Source organism: Erythrobacter insulae, from assembly GCF_007004095.1.
Lineage (GTDB): Bacteria > Pseudomonadota > Alphaproteobacteria > Sphingomonadales > Sphingomonadaceae > Erythrobacter > Erythrobacter insulae.
In genome coordinates this window covers 224856-243624 of record NZ_VHJK01000001.1, presented here as the reverse complement: position 1 = coordinate 243624, position 18769 = coordinate 224856, and the positions used below count along the sequence as shown (strand labels likewise).

Annotated in this window: 21 protein-coding genes; 16 read left to right on the top strand and 5 right to left on the bottom strand. The window is 56.8% G+C overall.

Annotated features, from left to right (window positions below; translation table 11 throughout):
• Positions 1-250: 250 nt before the first annotated feature.
• The 14 genes from FGU71_RS01205 (at position 251) to FGU71_RS01140 (ending at position 12646) form a co-directional block, all read left to right on the top strand.
• Positions 251-373, top strand: a complete 123-nt coding sequence (locus tag FGU71_RS01205; protein ID WP_185960172.1) for an aa3-type cytochrome c oxidase subunit IV — start codon at positions 251-253, stop codon at positions 371-373.
• Between the two features lie 16 nt (positions 374-389).
• Positions 390-1514, top strand: coding sequence for an NAD(P) transhydrogenase subunit alpha (locus FGU71_RS01200; RefSeq protein ID WP_142786878.1), 1125 nt, complete (start codon positions 390-392; stop codon positions 1512-1514).
• Positions 1515-1517: 3 nt separating this feature from the next.
• Positions 1518-1799 carry an NAD(P) transhydrogenase subunit alpha gene (locus FGU71_RS01195; RefSeq protein ID WP_142786877.1) on the top strand — a complete coding sequence of 94 codons (282 nt, stop codon included), beginning with the start codon at positions 1518-1520 and terminating at the stop codon, positions 1797-1799.
• A 3-nt stretch (positions 1800-1802) separates the two neighbouring features.
• Entirely contained in the window at positions 1803-3260 is a 1458-nt protein-coding gene (locus tag FGU71_RS01190; RefSeq protein WP_142786876.1) for an NAD(P)(+) transhydrogenase (Re/Si-specific) subunit beta, read from the top strand.
• Between the two features lie 6 nt (positions 3261-3266).
• A complete protein-coding gene (locus tag FGU71_RS01185) occupies positions 3267-3659 on the top strand; it encodes a hypothetical protein (protein WP_234035587.1) in 393 nt (130 codons plus the stop codon).
• 60 nt (positions 3660-3719) lie between these two features.
• A complete protein-coding gene (locus FGU71_RS01180; RefSeq protein WP_142786874.1) occupies positions 3720-4910 on the top strand; it encodes a parallel beta-helix domain-containing protein in 1191 nt (396 codons plus the stop codon).
• Positions 4907-5926 (top strand): SO2930 family diheme c-type cytochrome, encoded by a 1020-nt coding sequence (locus FGU71_RS01175; RefSeq protein WP_234035586.1) that lies wholly within the window; start codon positions 4907-4909, stop codon positions 5924-5926. The genes FGU71_RS01180 and FGU71_RS01175 overlap by 4 nt, the downstream gene beginning before the upstream one ends.
• On the top strand, positions 5923-6891 hold the full coding sequence (locus tag FGU71_RS01170) for an alpha/beta fold hydrolase (RefSeq protein ID WP_142786873.1): 969 nt from the start codon (positions 5923-5925) through the stop codon (positions 6889-6891). The genes FGU71_RS01175 and FGU71_RS01170 overlap by 4 nt, the downstream gene beginning before the upstream one ends.
• A 92-nt stretch (positions 6892-6983) precedes the next feature.
• Positions 6984-7688: an aspartate/glutamate racemase family protein gene (locus FGU71_RS01165; protein ID WP_142786872.1), complete on the top strand. Its 705-nt coding sequence runs from the start codon at positions 6984-6986 to the stop codon at positions 7686-7688.
• Between the two features lie 322 nt (positions 7689-8010).
• Positions 8011-9195 (top strand): deoxyguanosinetriphosphate triphosphohydrolase, encoded by a 1185-nt coding sequence (locus FGU71_RS01160; RefSeq protein ID WP_142788912.1) that lies wholly within the window; start codon positions 8011-8013, stop codon positions 9193-9195.
• Entirely contained in the window at positions 9188-9940 is a 753-nt protein-coding gene (locus FGU71_RS01155) for an NAD(P)H-binding protein (protein ID WP_234035585.1), read from the top strand. The genes FGU71_RS01160 and FGU71_RS01155 overlap by 8 nt, the downstream gene beginning before the upstream one ends.
• A complete protein-coding gene (locus tag FGU71_RS01150) occupies positions 9940-10386 on the top strand; it encodes an ABA4-like family protein (protein WP_142786871.1) in 447 nt (148 codons plus the stop codon). Before FGU71_RS01155 ends, FGU71_RS01150 begins: the two co-directional genes overlap by 1 nt.
• A 78-nt stretch (positions 10387-10464) precedes the next feature.
• Complete coding sequence (locus FGU71_RS01145) at positions 10465-12030, top strand: long-chain-fatty-acid--CoA ligase (RefSeq protein ID WP_142786870.1); 1566 nt, start codon at positions 10465-10467, stop codon at positions 12028-12030.
• A gap of 16 nt (positions 12031-12046) precedes the next feature.
• Positions 12047-12646 (top strand): DUF938 domain-containing protein, encoded by a 600-nt coding sequence (locus tag FGU71_RS01140; protein WP_142786869.1) that lies wholly within the window; start codon positions 12047-12049, stop codon positions 12644-12646.
• A 9-nt stretch (positions 12647-12655) separates the two neighbouring features.
• On the opposite strand, the gene FGU71_RS01135 is transcribed toward FGU71_RS01140, so the two are convergent.
• Together FGU71_RS01135 and FGU71_RS01130 are read right to left on the bottom strand one after the other, a co-directional pair.
• Complete coding sequence (locus tag FGU71_RS01135; RefSeq protein ID WP_142786868.1) at positions 12656-12787, bottom strand: entericidin A/B family lipoprotein; 132 nt, start codon at positions 12785-12787, stop codon at positions 12656-12658.
• Positions 12788-12843: 56 nt separating this feature from the next.
• Positions 12844-13764, bottom strand: coding sequence for a DMT family transporter (locus FGU71_RS01130; RefSeq protein ID WP_142786867.1), 921 nt, complete (start codon positions 13762-13764; stop codon positions 12844-12846).
• A gap of 65 nt (positions 13765-13829) precedes the next feature.
• On the opposite strand from FGU71_RS01130, the gene FGU71_RS01125 reads away from it, so the two are divergent.
• Positions 13830-14078, top strand: a complete 249-nt coding sequence (locus FGU71_RS01125; protein ID WP_234035584.1) for a hypothetical protein — start codon at positions 13830-13832, stop codon at positions 14076-14078.
• Between the two features lie 40 nt (positions 14079-14118).
• On the opposite strand, the gene FGU71_RS01120 is transcribed toward FGU71_RS01125, so the two are convergent.
• Positions 14119-15615, bottom strand: coding sequence for a CpaF family protein (locus FGU71_RS01120; protein WP_407644387.1), 1497 nt, complete (start codon positions 15613-15615; stop codon positions 14119-14121).
• A gap of 317 nt (positions 15616-15932) precedes the next feature.
• Between FGU71_RS01120 and FGU71_RS01115 the strand changes: the two genes are divergently transcribed.
• Positions 15933-17066, top strand: a complete 1134-nt coding sequence (locus tag FGU71_RS01115) for a glycosyltransferase (protein ID WP_142786864.1) — start codon at positions 15933-15935, stop codon at positions 17064-17066.
• Here FGU71_RS01115 and FGU71_RS01110 read toward each other — a convergent pair.
• Both FGU71_RS01110 and FGU71_RS01105 read right to left on the bottom strand, forming a co-directional pair.
• Positions 17011-17967, bottom strand: coding sequence for a lysylphosphatidylglycerol synthase domain-containing protein (locus FGU71_RS01110; protein WP_142786863.1), 957 nt, complete (start codon positions 17965-17967; stop codon positions 17011-17013). The genes FGU71_RS01115 and FGU71_RS01110 overlap by 56 nt on opposite strands.
• Complete coding sequence (locus FGU71_RS01105; RefSeq protein ID WP_142786862.1) at positions 17964-18764, bottom strand: class I SAM-dependent methyltransferase; 801 nt, start codon at positions 18762-18764, stop codon at positions 17964-17966. The genes FGU71_RS01110 and FGU71_RS01105 overlap by 4 nt, the downstream gene beginning before the upstream one ends.
• Positions 18765-18769: the final 5 nt, after the last annotated feature.

Here is an 18769-nt window from a genome sequence, read left to right as displayed (position 1 = left end):
AGGCTGGCCCAAGTGTCCTTTACCCTCCCCGGCAATCGTCCCAGGGTGAAACGTCGGACTGTCATAGGGTGGCGGAGTAAAGACGATGTTAAGGCTGATTGGCTTGCTGAAGATTTTGCAAAGCCACTTTTGCCGGATGATGAAAGCGGGCTTGAGTGAAGGCGTTTGTCGCGATACGGGCATCAAACACATTTTTCCGGCAACTTTCTGCCGGGTTCGACGTTAGGGATCAAACGGGAGCATCATAGCCATGGCTACGAACGACATCGAAAAAGCACGGGCAACCTACAGCAGCTTTATGGGCGTGCTGAAATGGGCCGTGCCACTCATCGCGATCATCACTTTGTTCGTTATTACGCTGATCGCCGACTAAAGGCAGATAAAACCACGTGAAAATCGCTGTCCTAAAAGAACGCGCACCGGGGGAAACCCGCGTTGCGGCTTCACCTGAAACGGTCAAAAAATTCATCGCTCTTGGCAATGAATTCGCTGTTGAATCCGGAGCCGGCGCGCATGCCGCCTTTACTGATGACGCCTACGCCGATGCCGGCGCGATTATCGGCGATGCGAAAGCTACGGTGAAAGATGCGGATATTGTCCTTGGCATTCAAGCACCGGAAGTTGCCGTTCTGAAAGGCGCAAAGGCCGGGGCATGGGTCGCCGCGTTGTTTGATCCTTTTACCAAGACGGACCTGTTAGAAGCCTATGCGAAAGCGGGCTATGAAGCGCTTTCGATGGAGTTTATGCCGCGCATCACGCGGGCGCAGAGCATGGATGTTCTATCCAGCCAATCCAATCTTGCAGGCTACAAATCGGTTGTTCATTCCGCCGATGTGTATGGCCGCGCGTTTCCGATGATGATGACTGCCGCCGGCACAGTACAAGCCGCGCGCTGTTTCATCATGGGCGTCGGCGTTGCCGGCCTTCAGGCGATTGCCACAGCCAAACGCCTCGGGGCGCAGGTCTCTGCCACCGACGTCCGTTCCGCTACAAAAGAGCAAATCCAAAGCCTCGGCGCAAAAGCGATTTTCGTTGAAGAAGTGGCCGGCATCGAAGGCGAAGGCTCCGGCGGATACGCGACCGAAATGAGCGACGAGTACAAGGCCGCTCAGGCCAAGCTGGTTTCCGAGCACATCGCCAAACAAGATATCGTTATCACTACGGCTTTGATCCCGGGCCGGGCAGCACCTGTTCTGGTCACCGACGCGCAAATCGCGACAATGAAGCCCGGCAGTGTGATCTTTGACCTTGCAGTTGCCCAAGGCGGTAACGTGGAGGGATCAAAACCCGATGAAGTCGTCGAAAAGCATGGCGTAAAAATCATCGGTTACGCCAATACGCCCGCGCATCTCGCGGCTGACGCATCGGCGCTGTTCGCGCGCAACCATTTCAACTTCCTCAGCGCCTTCTGGGACAAGGAAGCAGGCAAACCTGTACTCGATGAAGAGATCGGGGACGCTATCCGTCTGACCAAGGACGGCGATATTGTTAACGAGCGGCTGAAGGGGGCCTGATCCGTGGATTTCATCAGCATTCTCTCGATTTTCGTGCTGGCGTGTTTCGTCGGCTATTATGTGGTCTGGTCGGTTACGCCGGCGCTTCACACGCCATTGATGGCGGTGACCAACGCGATCTCTTCTGTGATCATTGTGGGCGCTTTGATCGCTGCGGCCGAGGCGAGCAGCCCGGTTGCCAAATATCTCGGCCTGTTCGGTGTGGTGCTGGCCAGCGTCAACATTTTCGGCGGCTTTGCCGTAACGGAACGAATGCTCGCCATGTACAAGAAAAAGGAGAAGTAAGAGATGACCTTCTCCATCCTTGCAGGCGCCGCTGACGGCGTCACCGGAAACCCATCCTGGGCGATGCTCGCCTATCTTATCGCCGGCGTGTTTTTCATTCTGGCACTGCGCGGGCTTTCATCGCCTGCCACGAGCCGTGCGGGCAACCGCAACGGTGTGATCGGGATGCTGATCGCAGTTGCGACCACATTGATCACGCATGACATCGCCAATATCGTAGAGATTGCGATCGCCATTTTCCTGGGCGGCATCATCGGTGTTACAGTGGCGCGCAAGATAGCGATGACTTCTATGCCGGAACTCGTCGCGGGTTTTCACTCGCTTGTGGGTCTGGCCGCCGTTGTCGTGGGCCTTGCTGCGTGGCTTGATCCGGCCAGCTTTGGTATCACCGACGCGAATGATCAAATCCTGCTGGTTAGCCGGATTGAGCTGGGTCTGGGGATCGCAATCGGTGCGATTACATTCTCCGGTTCCGTGATCGCCTTTCTGAAACTTTCCGGCAAGATGAGCGGTTCGCCGATCCTTTTGCCTGCGCGCCACATCATCAATCTGGGCACGCTGACTGCCATTCTGGCGATGATCGGTATCTACGCTGTGTCCCCCGATGGCGGTGCGGGCGAAGGCTATTTGATCATCGCTGTAACGGTGCTCGCATTCCTGATCGGTTTTCTCCTGATCATCCCGATTGGCGGCGCAGATATGCCGGTCGTTGTGTCGATGCTTAACAGCTATTCCGGCTGGGCAGCAGCGGCGATGGGCTTCACCTTGGGCAACAGCGCGATGATTATCACCGGCGCGCTTGTCGGTTCATCGGGTGCGATCCTGTCTTATATCATGTGTAAAGCCATGAACCGCAGCTTCATCAGCGTGATCGCAGGCGGATTTGGCGCCGAAGATAGCGGCGGTGCCAGCGGCGAACCGCGCGAACAGCGCCCCTATAAACAGGGCAGCGCCGAAGATGCCGCCTTTATGCTGGAGCAGGCAGAGAAGGTCATCATCATCCCCGGTTACGGGATGGCGGTGGCGCAGGCGCAGCACGTGCTGCGCGAGATGTCCGATGTGCTTGAGGAAAAGGGCATCGAGGTCAAATTTGCGATCCACCCTGTGGCTGGACGTATGCCGGGTCATATGAATGTGCTGCTAGCCGAAGCCAGCGTGGATTATGACAAGGTGTTCGAATTGGAGGATATCAACTCTGAATTCGCAACCGCAGATGTCGCCTTCATCATTGGTGCGAACGACGTTGTAAATCCGGCGGCGAAAACGGATAAGAGCTCTCCGATTTACGGTATGCCGGTGTTCGATGTGGATAAGGCCAAGCAGGTATTTTTCATCAAACGCTCGATGGGCGGCGTCGGCTATGCCGGGGTGGACAACGATGTGTTCTATATGAACCAGACCGTGATGCTGCTGTCCGACGCCAAGAAGATGGTCGAGGAAATCGTCAAGGCGCTTGATTGATCATCAATGGCCCAAGCAACGAAAGTGTTTCCTATGCGTTTGACCGCGATTTTGGTGGCGATAGTGCTGCTTGGTGCGGGCGTTTGGTACGTTTTCCGGGACGGCGGCTTGCTCAATCAAGTGACCGAAGAACGGGTAGAAGACGCGCTGATTCTAAACGGGGTGCCGCTGTCGATGGCAGAGTGCATGGCGCCGCGGCTGACGGAACGGCTTTCGATTGCGCAATTGCGCAGCCTTGAACGGCTGGCACCGGAAGACGGCGAAGCACGCGTGCCTCGCAATTTTACCGAGGCGCTTGATCGGCTGCGCCGGGTCGATGATGATGACGCTGTGAAGCAGCTGGCTTTGGTGGGCGCGCGCTGCGGGTCCGAAAATCTGCTGCGCAATTTGCCGATTTAGCGGGCTTGCCAATCGTCTCTCTTCTGCGCCACACTGCGCGCAGGGATGGGAGATACACCGATGATCAGATTGACCGCTGCCGCGCTGGCCCTCGCAAGCGCCGCGCCAGCTTTTGCCGACACGCACACCATTGCTCCGGGCGAAGGCGCTCAGGAGCGCTTGCAAGAGGCGCTGATACTCGCGGAGCCGGGTGATGAAGTCGTGCTGGAGGCCGGTCGATTTGAGCTGACAGACGGGCTTAGCCTTGATGTCGACGGTGTCACTCTGCGCGGCGCGGGCGCAGATGCGTCAATCCTCGACTTTACCAATCAAGCGGGATCAGGCGAGGGGCTGCTTGTTACGTCGGACAAGGTCACCTTGCGCGATTTTGCGGTCGAGAACGCCAAAGGCGACGGCATCAAATCCAAAGGCGCGGACCAGATTGTCTATTCCGCGCTGCGCGTCGAATGGACGAATGGGCCAGATCCGGCCAACGGCGCCTATGGCATCTATCCGGTCGAGGCGAGCAACATTCTGGTGCAGGACAGTTACGTTCGGGGCGCGTCTGATGCGGGTATCTATGTCGGTCAGTCGGAAAACATCATCGTGCGCGGCAATTTTGTCGAAGAAAACGTTGCCGGGATCGAGATCGAGAATAGCAATCGCGCCGAAGTGACCGAGAATCTGGCGACTAGGAACACTGGCGGCATTCTGGTGTTTGACCTGCCAAATCTTCCCAAGGTTGGGGGCGGCGATGTCCTGGTCGCGCGCAATGCCGTGATCGGTAATAACACCGATAATTTCGCGCCCGAAGGCAATATCGTAGCGAGTGTTCCCGCCGGAACCGGGATAATGATCATGGCCAATACGGGCGTCCAGGTGCTCGAAAATGCGTTGATCAACAATCAAACCTCGCATGTGATGTTGATCGCTTACACTCAGGATTTCACCGATGAGCGGTTTCAACCGCGGCCTGTTAACGTGACAATTCGCGGCAATGTGTATGGCGCGGGCGGCAATTCGCCTGATTTTACGGGCGGCGATCTGCTCGCTGCGGCCATGGGCGGGGCGCTTCCTCCGATCCTTACCGATGGATTGCATCGGAATTTGTCGATTGAGGATGCAGTTCCTGCGGTGTCGCTGGGTCTGACAACGGTCGGACAGCCTTTGACCGATGCAAAACCTGAAATGTTGAAGCCGGTAATCGCGGGTAAAGTTGCGCAGCTATCGCCGGTTGTACTGCCCGCTGAAATGGAAACGCGATTAAAGTGAGAGCGGCGCTTTTCGCTTTGTGTGCCTCGGCGGCCGCTTTGGCCGGATCGATTGCTGTCGGGGCCACAGTGATGGATGAACCCGCCGTCAACGACGATGCAATTCTTCAAGGAATGCCGCGCGCGCTGTCGGAATATGCCTTTTTCATCGATGGTGCCCGGCAATTGCCCAATTATGAAGTTGTCCGTTATGAACTCAACACGCCGCTTTATTCGGATGGCGCGGACAAGCTTCGGTTTGTTTACCTTCCCGAAGGAACAAAGCTGGTGAGCGAGGGAGACGGCTTGCTCGAATTTCCCGTCGGCAGCGCCATCGTAAAGACTTTCGCGTTTGGCAGTGGCGAGAACCGCCAATTAATCGAAACCCGTGTTCTGTTGCACCGGTCGGATGGCTGGCTTGCGCTGCCTTATCGCTGGAACACCGAACAAACCGAGGCGACGCTGGCGTTGGCTGGTGCCCGTATCGCACTGACATGGCCGGACGGCGAAGAGATCAGTTACCGGATTCCCAACAAGAACCAGTGCAAGGCGTGCCACAGCAAGCAAGGCGCGGTCATTCCGATTGGCCCCAAAGCGCGCAATCTGGACCGCGACTGGTTGACAATGATGGAAGAAGAACGGCGATTGTGGAGCGTTCCGCAGGGCGCGGATACTTTGCCTGTCTGGTCAAACGCTGAGCAGTTTGAAACCGCTGCACTGGCGCGCGCATACCTCGATGTGAACTGCGCGCATTGCCATCAGCCCGGCGGCGGAGCATCCAATTCGGGGCTCGATCTGCGTTGGGAGCAGGATGATCCTGTGAAGCTCGGCCTTCGTAAGCCGCCGGTTGCGGCCGGGCGCGGGGCAGGCGGGCACGCCGTTTCAATCGCGCCAGGTGATCCAAGCGCATCCATTATGGTATACCGGATGAGTTCAACCGAAGCAGGCATTGCAATGCCTGAACTGGGCCGCTCCACCAACGATCACGACGGGATTGCGGTTGTCCGCAAATGGATTGAGGAAATGCCCACATCATGAAATGGTTTGTCCGAATTCTGGCAGTGATTGCCGCACTGCTTGTGATTTTGTTTCTCGTATTTCGCACGCCGGATACCGACGCAGCCGAAATGCGGGCCAAATATGGCGCTGCGCCTTCGCAATTTGTCGAAATTGCAAACGGAGTGACGGTTCACCTTCGCGACGAGGGGCCGCGCGATGCGCCTGCGATCATTCTGCTGCATGGTTCCAATTCCGATCTGCACACGTGGGATGAATGGGCCGCGGGCCTGATAGACACCTACCGTGTCATCCGATTTGATCAGGTCGGTCATGGTTTGACCGGTCCCGATGCAGCGGGAGATTACTCACGCGCCAATTACGTGGAGGATATCCGCGAAGTGGCAGATGCTCTGGGCGTTAAAACCTTTGTGCTTGGCGGCAATTCGATGGGCGGAAAGCACACGCTCGCATTTGCGGCCCGTTATCCTGAACGGCTGAACGGATTGGTGCTGGTCGATGCCAGCGGCGGTCCTATGCCAGAGGATGATACGCAAGATGACGACAGCGGAAATATCGGTTTCACCATCGCCAAGACGCCGGGCATCAACAAAATTGCCGAACAAATTACGCCCCGCAGTCTGATCGCGCAAAGTCTGGAACAATCCGTTTCGATCAAGTCGGTCGTCGATGATGCGATGATTGATAGGTATTGGGAATTGCTGCGATATCCGGGCAATCGCGCGGCAACGATGGCGCGGTTTACAACTGGATATGATCCGCTGACGCGGGAACAGATCGAAGCGATCACCGTGCCGGTCCTGATCCAATGGGGGGATGAGGATCGATTGATCCCGCTTTCGGCGGGCCGCTGGCTTGATCAGACTATTCCAGACAGTGAGCTGTTGATTTACAGCGGAATCGGACATCTTCCGCAAAAGGAATTGCCCGCTAAAACTGTGGCCGATGCAAAGGCGTGGCTGTCTGAACTGGATATGCCGGATTAATCCGCTGGCGCCGCCTGAACGCCCGCTATAGACGCGCCTCTCGCTTACCCTCTAGACAGTGCCGAAACGGATTCGGGATTAAGGAATTGCTCTTGCGCAAATTGGGTTTGATCGGCGGCATGAGCTGGGTGTCGACCGGTATCTATTACGAACGGATCAACAAGATAATTCAAAAACGGGCCGCTCCGATGGCGAGCGCACCCTTGCTGATCGAAAGTCTTGATTTCCGGCAGCTTTATGGTCTGCGCGAAGACAAAGAATGGCAACACGCAGCGCAAGTCCTGAGTGACAGTGCGAAACGGCTCGAGGATGCAGGCGCGCAGGCCATCATCATTGGTGCCAATTCAATGCACAAGCTGTATGATGAAGTCGCCGCAAATATCGATATTCCGATCTTGCATATCGCCGATTATGTCGGGCTGGCGCTTAAACGGGCAGGGCACAAAAAAGTGGCTCTGATCGGCACCCGCAATGTCATGACAGAGAGTTTTTATCGGAAACGTCTGATCGCGCATGGCATTGACCTTTTGCCGCCGGATATGGGCAATGTCGAAATGCTCGATCAGATCATTTACGATCAACTCATGCTGGGCAAGGTCACTCGCGATGCGGAGCGCAAGCTCAAGACGATCATCACGAATAAAGCGCAAGATGGCGCTAAGGCGATTGTGCTGGCGTGCACAGAGCTCAATCTGATCGTCGATATCAATGCCAATGTCTTGCCAGTTTTCGACTCGACCAGAATCCACTGTGAAGTGGCCGCTGACTGGATCCTCGAACAGGATATAGACGCTTAAAAATCGTTCTGACTGTAGAACGCAACGTTTCGGCGTGTTGCAACATTTTACTAGGTGTAAAGTGATGGGCGGGATAATAACTGCTTGGAAAGCTTGCCAGTTCTTGAACCGGCAAGTTTCGGGTCCTTGGGTCGCTAAACCGAAGGTCCTGGGGCCGTCTTCCACCCCCCCAATGCACCCGGAAGACGGCCCTTTTTCTCCTTCAACCCTTGTTTTTGGTGCCCGCTTCTCGACAGGGCGGGCGCTGTCCACGGCTATCCCATGAGGTTGCCGATCTGTTCCCGTTGAGCGCGCGCGTCTGCTGACCTAATCGGGGGGAGTGATAAACCGCGCGCCCTATGCATCCGATCCCGCGAACCACGGCGGCCGTGAGTTCCAGCCTCAAGCCCGTGCGGGCGAGGTGAGCTTGGGCGGTGAAATGCGCGGGCCCCGCAGCGATTTTCAACGCGATCGTGACAGAATCATCCATTCGATGAGTTTCCGGCGGCTCAAATCGAAAACGCAGGTCTTTATCGCGCCAGATGGCGATCATTACCGGACGCGGCTTACGCATAGCCTTGAAGTGGCGCAGATTGGCCGCGTCTTGGCACGCGCTCTAGCGATTGATGAGGATCTGACAGAGGCGCTGTGCCTTGCCCATGATATGGGGCATCCGCCGTTCGGCCATGCCGGCGAGGCTGCACTATCCGATGCAATGCAGCGTCATGGCGGGTTCGATCACAACGCACAGACGCTGCGAACGGTAATGCGGATCGAAAACCCCTATCCCGAAAATGACGGGTTGAACCTGACATGGGATCTGCTCGAAGGTTTGGCGAAACATAATGGCCCGGTAATTGCGCCGAATTGGGCTTTGGCCGAATTGGATCGGGCATTTCCACTCGATCTCGGCAGCTACGCCTCGCTTGAGGCTCAGATCGCAGCGGTGTCGGATGATATCGCCTATGATAATCACGATATCGATGACGGATTGCGGGCCGGTTTCCTCGATCTGGATGATTTGATGGAATTGCCATTTCTGGCCGAGCAGTGGCGCAGCGTTGAAAAACGGTTTCCCCGCGCGCCGCGCGATCGGTTGCTGCGTGAGCTGGTTCGCGATCAAATCGGCTTGATGGTCAACGATGTGATCCAGCACACTTCGGCGCAGGTCAAAGGCATGAACAGTGCCGCAGAAATCCGCGCCGCTCATCGCCAATTGGGCGGATTTTCGCCTGAAATGGCCGGGCATGAGCGGACGCTCAAATCCTTCATGTACAAAAAACTGTATTATCACCCGGAGCAGATTTCTGCCGCAGAGCGAGCGCGTGATGTGATTGCGCGCCTGTTTGCCGCATATTCGCAAGATGCGCGATTGATGCCGGAGGATTGGCAGGCACGTTTACCGGAAAATGATCCGCAGCGGGCCCGCGTGATCGCCGATTTTATTGCCGGGATGAGTGATCGTTTCGCCATTCAGGCATGCGCGAAGATTTATGGCGAAGCGCCGCAGGGGCTTAGCAATGTCTAATCTTCGTGCGAGATCACCTGAGCGGCGCACCATTGGGCATAAGATGCCCGAACGCATCGGCATGGTGGGCGCAACCGGCCTGATCGGCCGGCGCGTAATCGAGATTTCGAGCGCAGGCGACCAGGCGCGGATAGTTGGCATTGCCCGCCGCGAAGCCGCCTTGCCGAAAGGCGCGCGAATGGAAATGTTCGTCGCTGATCCTTCGAAATGGGGTGAAGTGTTCGAATCCATCAAACCGCGCGCTTTTATCTGTGCGCTCGGCACCACTTGGAAAAAGGCTGGCCGGGATGAGGCCGCCTTTCGCGCGGTGGATCAGGATCTGATTGTGCAGACCGCGCAGGCCGCCAAAGCAGCCGGCGTGCTTAACATGGTCCTGATCAGCGCGGCGGGGGCCAATCCGCAATCCAAATCGCTTTATATGCAAGTGAAGGGAGAGACCGAGGCGCTTGTTTCCAAAGTCGGGTTCAAACGGCTCGACATTCTGCGCCCCGGATTGCTGCGCGGTGCCCGTGAAGGCGATTTTCGCTTTGCCGAAAAAGTGGCAATGACAGTCGCGCCTCTGATCGAACCGCTATTGCCGTCCAGCTATGAGATGTATCATTCGATCGATGCAGATGTGGTGGCAGAGGCCGCTTTGGGGCTCGCGATGCGCAATGCCGCAGGGCGTTTCACCCATGACAACGAATCAATGAAGCGCGCGGCGCGCGAATGGCGCGCCAAGGCCGATAAAGAGCAGGTGGATTGATGGATTGGAGCAGTGTTTTCAATGCGGTGAATGTCATGGCGTTGATCGCGTGGGCCGCGCTCATCGCCTTGCCGCGTTGGCCAGCCCTGCTTTCGGCGCTGCTGTTTTTGGGCGTTGGTTTGCTCTGCCTGGTCTATTCGGCATTGCTGGTCAGCGTGCTTGGCGGGTTCATCCCTGCCGGTGAAGGCGGCGCCGATTTTACCACCATCGACGGGGTGCGCTCCATCTTCTCCAGCGATGTCGGGGTGACGATCGGCTGGACGCATTATCTGGCGTTCGATCTGTTCGTTGGCATATGGATCGCCCGCGATGCCGATGCGAAATATTTCTCGCGGTGGTTCCAGGCACCGATCCTGTTGGCGACGTTTATGGCCGGTCCGCTCGGCCTGCTTATATGGCTGATCGTGCGCGAGCCGCGCTCGCGGGCTTCTGGGCGTTGGTCTTAAGCCAATCTGCGGATAGATCGCTAGACTGACAGCGGAAAAACCGTATCCTCTTTCCAAGAGAGTTTGGAGAGAAACAGAATGAGCAATCCGTTCCACCACGATTACACGCATTTTGATGATGTTTTGCGGTTCTGGGCAAAAAAACGCCCGGACCAGACGGCTCTTGACCAGGACGGTCGCACCACCAGTTACCGCGATCTGGATCAGAACACACGCCGGATCATCGCTCTGTTTGCGGACCATGGCATTGGCAAGGGGGACCGCGTCGCGTGGCTCGGTAAAAACAGCGATCTGTATTGTCAGCTTTACATGGCATCGGCGCGTCTTGGCGTGGTGGTTGCGCCCGTTGGTTGGCGCCTTGCGCCCCCAGAAATTGGCTACATCCTAAAGGATACCGGGGCGAAGCTGGTTTTCGCAGGTGAGGAATTTGTCGATATTGCAAAACGCGTTGCGCTTACCCTCGATACAAAGCCAACCGTTATTGGCGAGATGGAAGCGCGGGCTGCAATCGCGGCGCAAACGCCTGCGGAAGATTACGCAAAGGCTGATCCGACAGATCCGGTTCTTCAGCTTTATACTTCGGGCACGACAGGCAATCCCAAAGGGGTGATGCTGTCCAACGCCAATCTGTTTGCGCTTAGAAATCCGGGCAATGCGGCGAACCTGCCATGGAACCATTATCAACCAGATGATTGTATGTTGGCGGCGATGCCATGCGCGCATATTGGCGGCACCGGCCTGATCAATATCGCCATTGCCAATGGCATTCGCTGCCGGGTGGAGGCCGAATTCAATCCGCTGGGCGTGCTGGAAGCGATTGAACAGGGCGCGACCCATATGTTTATCGTTCCTGCTGCGCTGCAAATGGTGGTGCAGCATCCGCGCGCTGCCGAAACCGATTTTTCAAACATGCGCTATCTGCTTTACGGTGCGGCTCCGATGCCGCTCGAACTGTTGAAAGAGGTGGTGCGCACGATGCCGGATACCGGGGTTATGCAGGTTTACGGCATGACCGAGACGACCGGGACCGTGACCCATCTTCCGCCGGATGACCATTCTATCGATGGCAATGAACGGATGCGTTCCGCCGGTAAAGCCGTGCCCGGCGTGGAAATCGAGGTGCGCGGGTCCGATGGCAAGGCCGCGCCGCTAGGTGAAATTGGCGAGATTTGCGTGCGTTCGCCCACCAATATGTCAGGCTATTGGAACCTGCCTGAGGCGACCACCAGCACTATCGATCCCGATGGCTGGCTGCATACGGGCGATGCTGCGATCATGGATGCAGATGGCTACGTCTACATTCAGGACCGGATCAAGGATATGATCATCACCGGCGGCGAGAATGTTTATCCGGCTGAGGTGGAAAGCGCGATCTATGGCCATCCTGCCATCGCAGAAGTTGCCGTGATCGGCATCCCGAGCGAAAAATGGGGCGAGGAAGTGAAAGCCTGTGTCGTGTGCAAACCGGGCCATGAGCTCGATCCCAACGATGTGATTGCGTATGCGCGGGAACGGGTTGCTCCGTTCAAGACACCCAAAAGCGTCGATGTGATCGCGGAAATGCCGCGCAACCCTTCGGGCAAGATTTTGCGGCGGCAACTGCGCGCGCCCTATTGGGAAGGGCAAGAGCGGCAGGTCAGTTAGACACACTGTGCAAAGCATGAAGAAATACGCACCTGCAACGCAGCGTAATCGGGACGCTATTGCTGCGGTGCTTGTTCAAGAACTGCCGGAAACCGGCACTGTGCTTGAAATTGCGAGCGGATCGGGCGAACACGCGGTCTATTTCGCGGAGCAATTTCCTGCACTTGATTGGCAGCCGAGCGATTGCGTCAAAGATGCGCTCGCATCGATCATCCAGTGGCGCGAGGAAAGCGCGGCCCCAAATTTGCGTTTCCCCACGGTAATTGACGCGGCCCGCCCAGAGTCTTGGGAAGTGAAAAATGCTGATGCAATTTTGTGCATCAACATGGTGCATATCAGCCCGTGGGATGCGACGGAGGGATTGTTTGCCGGTGCTGCCCGAATCTTGGGCGGCAAAGGCTTGCCGCTGATCCTGTACGGCCCATTTTTTGAGCAGCAGACACAGCCAGCAGCGTCCAATGTTGATTTCGACGCCGGCCTGCGCGCACGCAATCCCGATTGGGGAATTCGGGATGTTGAAAAATTGGACAGCGTTGCGCAGAAATACGGCATGACGCGCGCTGCGCGCCATGTGATGCCGGCCAATAATCTGATCTTGGTCTATCGCCGCGATTAGGCGCGCGAATTAATCAATCGCGTCTTCGCCTGCTTCACCAACGGATTTAATATCATCGCCAAGACCTTTGACCGTGTTGCAAGCGGTCGACGTCAAAGACAAAGCAGCAAGGGCGGCGGCGATAATGGTTTTGCGGATCATATTTATCTTTCCAAAAAGCTGTGTCTGGTACTTATGCCTTCAAATCGGCGACGCGCCTAGTCTGCGATGGGTTGAGCTTTGTTTCGGGCGAGCTGCCTTTCGCGCCATGCGATCAAAACGCCGGCTCCGATGATCAACGGCGCACCCAGCCAAAGTCCGGTACCAGGTGATTGATCGAAAACGGTATAGCCGTACCATGTCGCCCACAGCAGCGATGTGTAATCCATCAGCAAGATGACCGCTGCCGAACCGAACCGCAGCGAGGTGGTCAGCAATATCTGACCCAGCGCCCCGCATAGCGCCATCGCAACGATGATCAGCCACGTTTCCTGGCTATGCGGCTGATACACAAATGGCATCGCAATTAGCGTAAGAGGGGTGGTTAAAGCGGCAAACCAGAATACAATGCTCCATGGTTGTTCGGTTTTGTTCAAATCCTGAACCTGGAAACTGATAAGCGACACCAGCATCGCTGCGATTAGGCCAATGGCCGCCCCTACAGGATCAACCAGATCGCTGTTACCACCCAGAAAACTTGGCTGCGTAATAAGCAGGACGCCTGCAAAGCCAAGCACGACCGCGCCCCATCGATATTTGCCGACGCTCTCGCCAAAAAACAGAACAGAGATCATGACGGCAAAGAACGGCGCGGTAAAACTGATCGCGGTTGCCTCTGGCAGGGGCAGTAACATCACTGCGCCGTAGACAAAAAACATACCCGTGATGCCGTATAATGCGCGGCGCATATGGGCATTAAGCCGCTTTGTTTTAACAGTGGCGAGTTTGCCCCAGACGGCGAGCAACGCGATCACGCAGACAGCCATGATGGCTTGCCGCCAGAAAATCAGCTCCGCCAGATGGACGCCTTGATCTCCGGCGAGCTTTACAAGCATTGCCATGGTCGCAAGCGTGCCCGCGGTAAGCAAGCGAACGCCCAGAGCGAGCAGTGGGCGAGGGCGGGCGACTGATCCATCCATTACTGGCGGGCTTTACGCCGCAGCCGGGATTTGCGCAAGCGCCAAGCATGTTTACATGCGCAGACGTGGCATATCTGTGGATCCAGTTTGAATTGCTGAGCGATGCGGCTCAACTTGCCATTGTTGGCGGTGGATTTTGGCTGTTCGCAGGCTTTTGCGCGCTTATGGAGCGCCGCCGCAGCAAAAAACGCGATGTCTCGCGCTTGGAACGGGTCGGTTTTATGCCTTGGACGACCTTATTCGTTCTCTGCGCGATTATTGGCGGCGGGTGCCTCGCGATGAGCCTGCCGGTTGTTTTGGGGAGTCTGGTGTAAGCCTGTTCGGCTTGCTGCGCGCCAAGGCGCGCAAAGCGTGTTACAGACACGCCTCCAGATAGGCCTGATCAAACCCGTATTGGCGCGCTTTTTCCAGCGTGTAGGGACGCAGACCCGAGGCACGGAATTCACCGATGATCTTGCCGTCGTCGCTTTCGTCCAGATATTCGAACTTGAACAGGTTCTGGGTCACGATCACATCGCCTTCCATTCCGATCACCTCGGTTATGTCAGTGGTGCGGCGTGAACCATCGCGCAGGCGTTTGACCTGTACGATGATATCGACCGATTCCGCGATTTGCGTTGAAATGGCCTGTTTCGGGATCTTGATGTCGCCCATCAAAATCATGTTTTCCATACGGCCAAGACATTCGCGCGGGCTGTTGGCGTGAAGGGTACACATCGAGCCATCGTGGCCGGTGTTCATCGCGGCGAGAAGATCGAAACATTCCGCGCCGCGAATCTCGCCCAGAATAATCCGGTCAGGTCGCATACGCAGAGCGTTCTTCACAAGGTCGCCGATCGTAATTGCGCCTTGGCCTTCGAGGTTCGGCGGGCGCGTTTCCAGCGGCAGCCAGTGAGGCTGTTGCAGACGAAGTTCGGCAGCATCCTCAATGGTGAGAACGCGCTCACCCGGGTCGATCATTTTCGACAGGGCGTTAAGCATGGTTGTTTTACCCGAACCGGTACCGCCTGAGATAACGATGTTCATCCGGCAAGCGCCCGCAATTTTCAACGCGGTACACATCTTGTCGCTCATCGAACCAAAGTCTTTGAGCATGTCGAGCGTAATCGGCTTTTCGGAGAATTTACGAATGGAGATCGCGGTGCCGCGCAGGGATAGCGGCGGAACGATGACGTTCACACGGCTACCGTCTTTCAAACGAGCATCGGCCAGCGGTGTGGTCTGGTCGACCCGGCGGCCAACCTGGTTCACGATGCGCTGGGCAATCTGGAACAGATGCTGTTCATCGCGGAACTTAATCGGCGCGATCGTCAGCTTACCCTTTTTCTCGATATAGGTTTGATCTGGGCCGTTCACCATGATGTCGGACACATCCGGATCATTCAGCAGTTCTTCGAGCGGTCCAAATCCAAGCAGTTCGTCAATCAGAACCTTTTCAAGCGCGAATTGCTCGCGGCGGTTCAACGTGACCTTCAGTTCGGCCAGAACTTCCATGATAATCGGGCGAAATTCTTCCGACAGCTCTTCTTTGGAAAGCGTCGCAGCCGCTTCGGGATCGACCCGTTCCAGCAGCCGCGGCAGAACCTGTTCTTTGATCTTGTGGACGCTGGCTTCGAATCCGCCTTGTTCTTCCTGAACATGGACCGCGTTCATGCGCTCGCTAAGGCGATCCATCGCATCGGCGGTGCTCGCAGGCTTATGGCTTCTCTTTGGTGCAGCTTCGGGTTTGGGCGTGCTGTCTTCTTTGGGCAAAGGTGGGAATTGCTCACCACCCTTGGCATCTTCACCGGAATTGCTGCCGCTTTTCATAGGCCGCGCCACGCCGAAAGCGGGGCGTCCACCCGATTTCATGCTTCCGCCACCTTTTTTACCGAATGCGCTCATTCCAGGCCCCCGAGGACAAAAATCTTAATCAGTGCACTGCTCAACTAGAACGAACAGCGCCTCTCGAAGTTTGGTGAATAAATCGGAAACCTTATTTTTTTCCTAAAGTCCGGCAGGAACTTGCAGGCTTTCGTGACACCAGCAGCCGAGCACAGGATCAAGCGGGAGATGCCCGAAGCGCAGGTGGTTTGCCCACGATCCATTTGCGCGGTGCAATTGCGCCGTGATCGCCTTCGCATCTAAAGTTAGCCCGCATTGTCTTTCATTCAGGTTTCATTTCGAACATGGCTGCAAAAATCATCGTATTCGGAGGCTATGATACGCGTAAACCGCGTGTCCGTTTGCTGATCGAGGCTTTGCGGCGGCAGGGCGCTTTGGCGCAGGAAATTCACGTTTCTGGATGGGAAGACGTCCCGCAGACCAATATCCCCTCCAAAACCGCATTTCTCAAAGTTCTGGCGAAATTGCTGCTGGGTTATCCGCGTGCCTTGTGGCGGTTGCTGCGCAGTGCGAAAGGCACCGCCGTCCTGCTTCCCTATCCCGGTGTTATCGAGATTTATCTGATCGGCCCGCTTGCCCGGATGTTGGGCCGCACGGTGGTGCTTGATGCCTTTCTGCCGATTTACGATACGATCGCGGTGGATCGCGGGCTTGTGAAAACAGGCGGGGTTCTGGCGAAATTGATCTGGCAGTTTGAGCGGATGGGTTTGCGGCTCGCCGATATCGTCCTTGTCGATACCGACAGCCATGGTGATTATTTCGCGCGCGAGTTCGGATTGGACCGGGACCGGTTTGAGACTGTTCTGGTCGGCGCGGAAAACCATTTCGCACCTTCAGCCCAAAATGACCCGGTCGAAGATCTGCTCGGTCCACGCGATGATCGCCCGATCATCTTGTTCTATGGCCAATTGATACCGCTGCACGGCGTACCCACCATTATCGAGGCCGCGAAACGCGCCCGGACCATGGGCGCGCGCTGGGTCATCATCGGGCGCGGTCAATTAGAACCGGTTATGCGACAGACCATCCAGAGTGATGATGGCAGCGCGATCGAATGGATCGAGTGGGTCGAATACGACCGCCTCCCTTCGGTGATTGCCCGCGCAGATATCTGCCTCGGTGTTTTCAGCGCGTCTGATAAGGCTGCGCGCGTCATCCCGAACAAACTGTTTCAGCAATTGGCCGTTGGTAAAACGGTCATCACACGAGCCAGCCCCGCGGTTGACACTCTTGCAAGCGATTTTCCCGCGGCTTTGCGCACGGTCCCCGCTGATGATCCAGACGCTTTGGCCATGGCGGTTGAGGCCGCATTGGCGAACCGATCGGCTTTGGCGCCGCTGCCTGAAGAATCACTGAAAGCCCTCAGCCCTGATGCGGGTGCGGCGCGTCTGATGAAACGGCTTGAGGCTGGGGCATAGCGGCCGCAATGCCCGCGCAGATAAAGTCTGCAAGCGTCACAACAAGCCGGGACAACAAAACGACAGCAGAAGCCTGTGCCAAGCCCATGCTCACTGACAGGACAAGGATCAGACCGCCTTCGCGCGCACCAAGGCCAGCGGGCGCGATAATCACGAGGAAACCGGCGACCCATGCAAACGCATAGGCACCAGTGGCCGATAAAATGTCAGACCATCCGTACCCTGCGCCGATTGATTGCGACAACAGGACAATCTGGGCTCCGGCAAATAACCACGCGAGCGCGGCAACAACCGCCGATAGCAGAAGAGAGCCGAGCGGCACATTGAAGTCTATCTGTGCGATCCTGAGCAAAAAGCTGCGCACTTTGGGAAATCCCAAAAGCAATGATGCCATGCCGCCTGCGGCCAGGAGGATTGGACTGTCCGGCAAATAACCCAACGTTTGCGGGACGAGTAACAGAGCGATGGCAATGCCCGAACCGACCCCGATCATCAGTGCAAGCAGCAAACTGGACATGGCGGCGCTGCGCGGGAAACCGGCACGTTTGGCAAGCTCTCCCGAAGCGAGAAAGGACCAGACTGTGCCGGGCAGATATTTGCCAATCTGGCCAAGGAAAAAGATATTCGCAGACTGGGGCAGTGACAGATTTACGGGCGCATCCATCAATAGGACACGCCATGAAACGCCGGTAAGGACCACGTTAATAATTGCAGCCAGCAATGCCAGAGCGATCAATCCGAAATTGGCATCGGCAAGGGCGGCGGCGATGCCATCCCATTCCCGAGCCAGCAACATTGCGCCACCGACGAGTGCCGCTGTCAGGAAAAGCGCGCGGGCCGCAGACTTCCACGCAAAAGCTCCGCTGTGCGGTGCTGCATCAGAAGTCTGGACCTGTGTCATTCAGGCAGGCGCGCACGGGCGACGAGGCCAACGCCGCGGCCTTTGAACAGCCGCTGGGCCCAAACCATCGGGCGGGCCAGCGTGGCAGTGACCACTCCGGTAAATCCGCGATTTGGTTGAAACAGACGGCCTGACCCAGCAGTGCGTTCGGCAATGTCGAGGTCTTGCGCGCCATCAGCCAGCAGTTTCTTGGCTGCGTAATTGCGGAATGCCTCGAGCAGGTATCCTGCCGGTGCGCCGTATGCCTCAACATGCACATCGACAAAGCCTGCTTCTTCGAGCCGGGCCTTGAGCTGTGCGGGATCATAGCGCCGGAAATGACCGGCGATGTGATCTGCCGCTGCGAAACGATCCTGCCATCCAGGCACACTCAGAACCAGATGGCCGCCAGCGCGCAGTTTTGCTCGCCATTCCTGCAGGGCACCAGCGTCATCTTCGATATGTTCAAGCACTTCGAACGCGCAGATCGTGTCGAAAGTATCGGAGCCGGGCAGCTCGAAGCTCATGCAATTGTGGACCGTGGCGATGCCGCGCAGGTTCTCTTTTGCGACCGCGAAACTCTGATCGTCAGGCTCTACCGCGACATAGCGGCTGGCGCGCTGAGCGATGCGCGCGGCTGCTGCGCCGCGGCCGCAGCCGACTTCCAATACCTCGCCGACTTTCGCTGGCAGCAACCGTGAAAGCACATCCCAGCGCAAAGACGCATTAGGCGTAAGCGGGGGTAGGGTGCGCTGGCTTTGCCGCGGCTCTTGGCCGGAGGCCTGATCTTTGAATGTATCCATTGGTCGAGTGGTCATGGGCT

Excerpts from the sequence above, each read along its gene's own strand:
- FGU71_RS01105 (WP_142786862.1), bottom strand. The coding sequence starts at position 18,764 with ATGACCACTCGACCAATGGATACATTCAAAGATCAGGCCTCCGGCCAA.
- FGU71_RS01205 (WP_185960172.1), top strand. The coding sequence starts at position 251 with ATGGCTACGAACGACATCGAAAAAGCACGGGCAACCTACAGCAGCTTT.
- FGU71_RS01135 (WP_142786868.1), bottom strand. The coding sequence starts at position 12,787 with ATGATCCGCAAAACCATTATCGCCGCCGCCCTTGCTGCTTTGTCTTTG.
- FGU71_RS01190 (WP_142786876.1), top strand. The coding sequence starts at position 1,803 with ATGACCTTCTCCATCCTTGCAGGCGCCGCTGACGGCGTCACCGGAAAC.
- FGU71_RS01155 (WP_234035585.1), top strand. The coding sequence starts at position 9,188 with ATGTCTAATCTTCGTGCGAGATCACCTGAGCGGCGCACCATTGGGCAT.
- FGU71_RS01145 (WP_142786870.1), top strand. The coding sequence starts at position 10,465 with ATGAGCAATCCGTTCCACCACGATTACACGCATTTTGATGATGTTTTG.
- FGU71_RS01115 (WP_142786864.1), top strand. The coding sequence starts at position 15,933 with ATGGCTGCAAAAATCATCGTATTCGGAGGCTATGATACGCGTAAACCG.
- FGU71_RS01170 (WP_142786873.1), top strand. The coding sequence starts at position 5,923 with ATGAAATGGTTTGTCCGAATTCTGGCAGTGATTGCCGCACTGCTTGTG.
- FGU71_RS01130 (WP_142786867.1), bottom strand. The coding sequence starts at position 13,764 with ATGGATGGATCAGTCGCCCGCCCTCGCCCACTGCTCGCTCTGGGCGTT.
- FGU71_RS01180 (WP_142786874.1), top strand. The coding sequence starts at position 3,720 with ATGATCAGATTGACCGCTGCCGCGCTGGCCCTCGCAAGCGCCGCGCCA.
- FGU71_RS01150 (WP_142786871.1), top strand. The coding sequence starts at position 9,940 with ATGGATTGGAGCAGTGTTTTCAATGCGGTGAATGTCATGGCGTTGATC.
- FGU71_RS01120 (WP_407644387.1), bottom strand. The coding sequence starts at position 15,615 with ATGAAATCGGGTGGACGCCCCGCTTTCGGCGTGGCGCGGCCTATGAAA.
- FGU71_RS01140 (WP_142786869.1), top strand. The coding sequence starts at position 12,047 with ATGAAGAAATACGCACCTGCAACGCAGCGTAATCGGGACGCTATTGCT.
- FGU71_RS01185 (WP_234035587.1), top strand. The coding sequence starts at position 3,267 with ATGGCCCAAGCAACGAAAGTGTTTCCTATGCGTTTGACCGCGATTTTG.
- FGU71_RS01110 (WP_142786863.1), bottom strand. The coding sequence starts at position 17,967 with ATGACACAGGTCCAGACTTCTGATGCAGCACCGCACAGCGGAGCTTTT.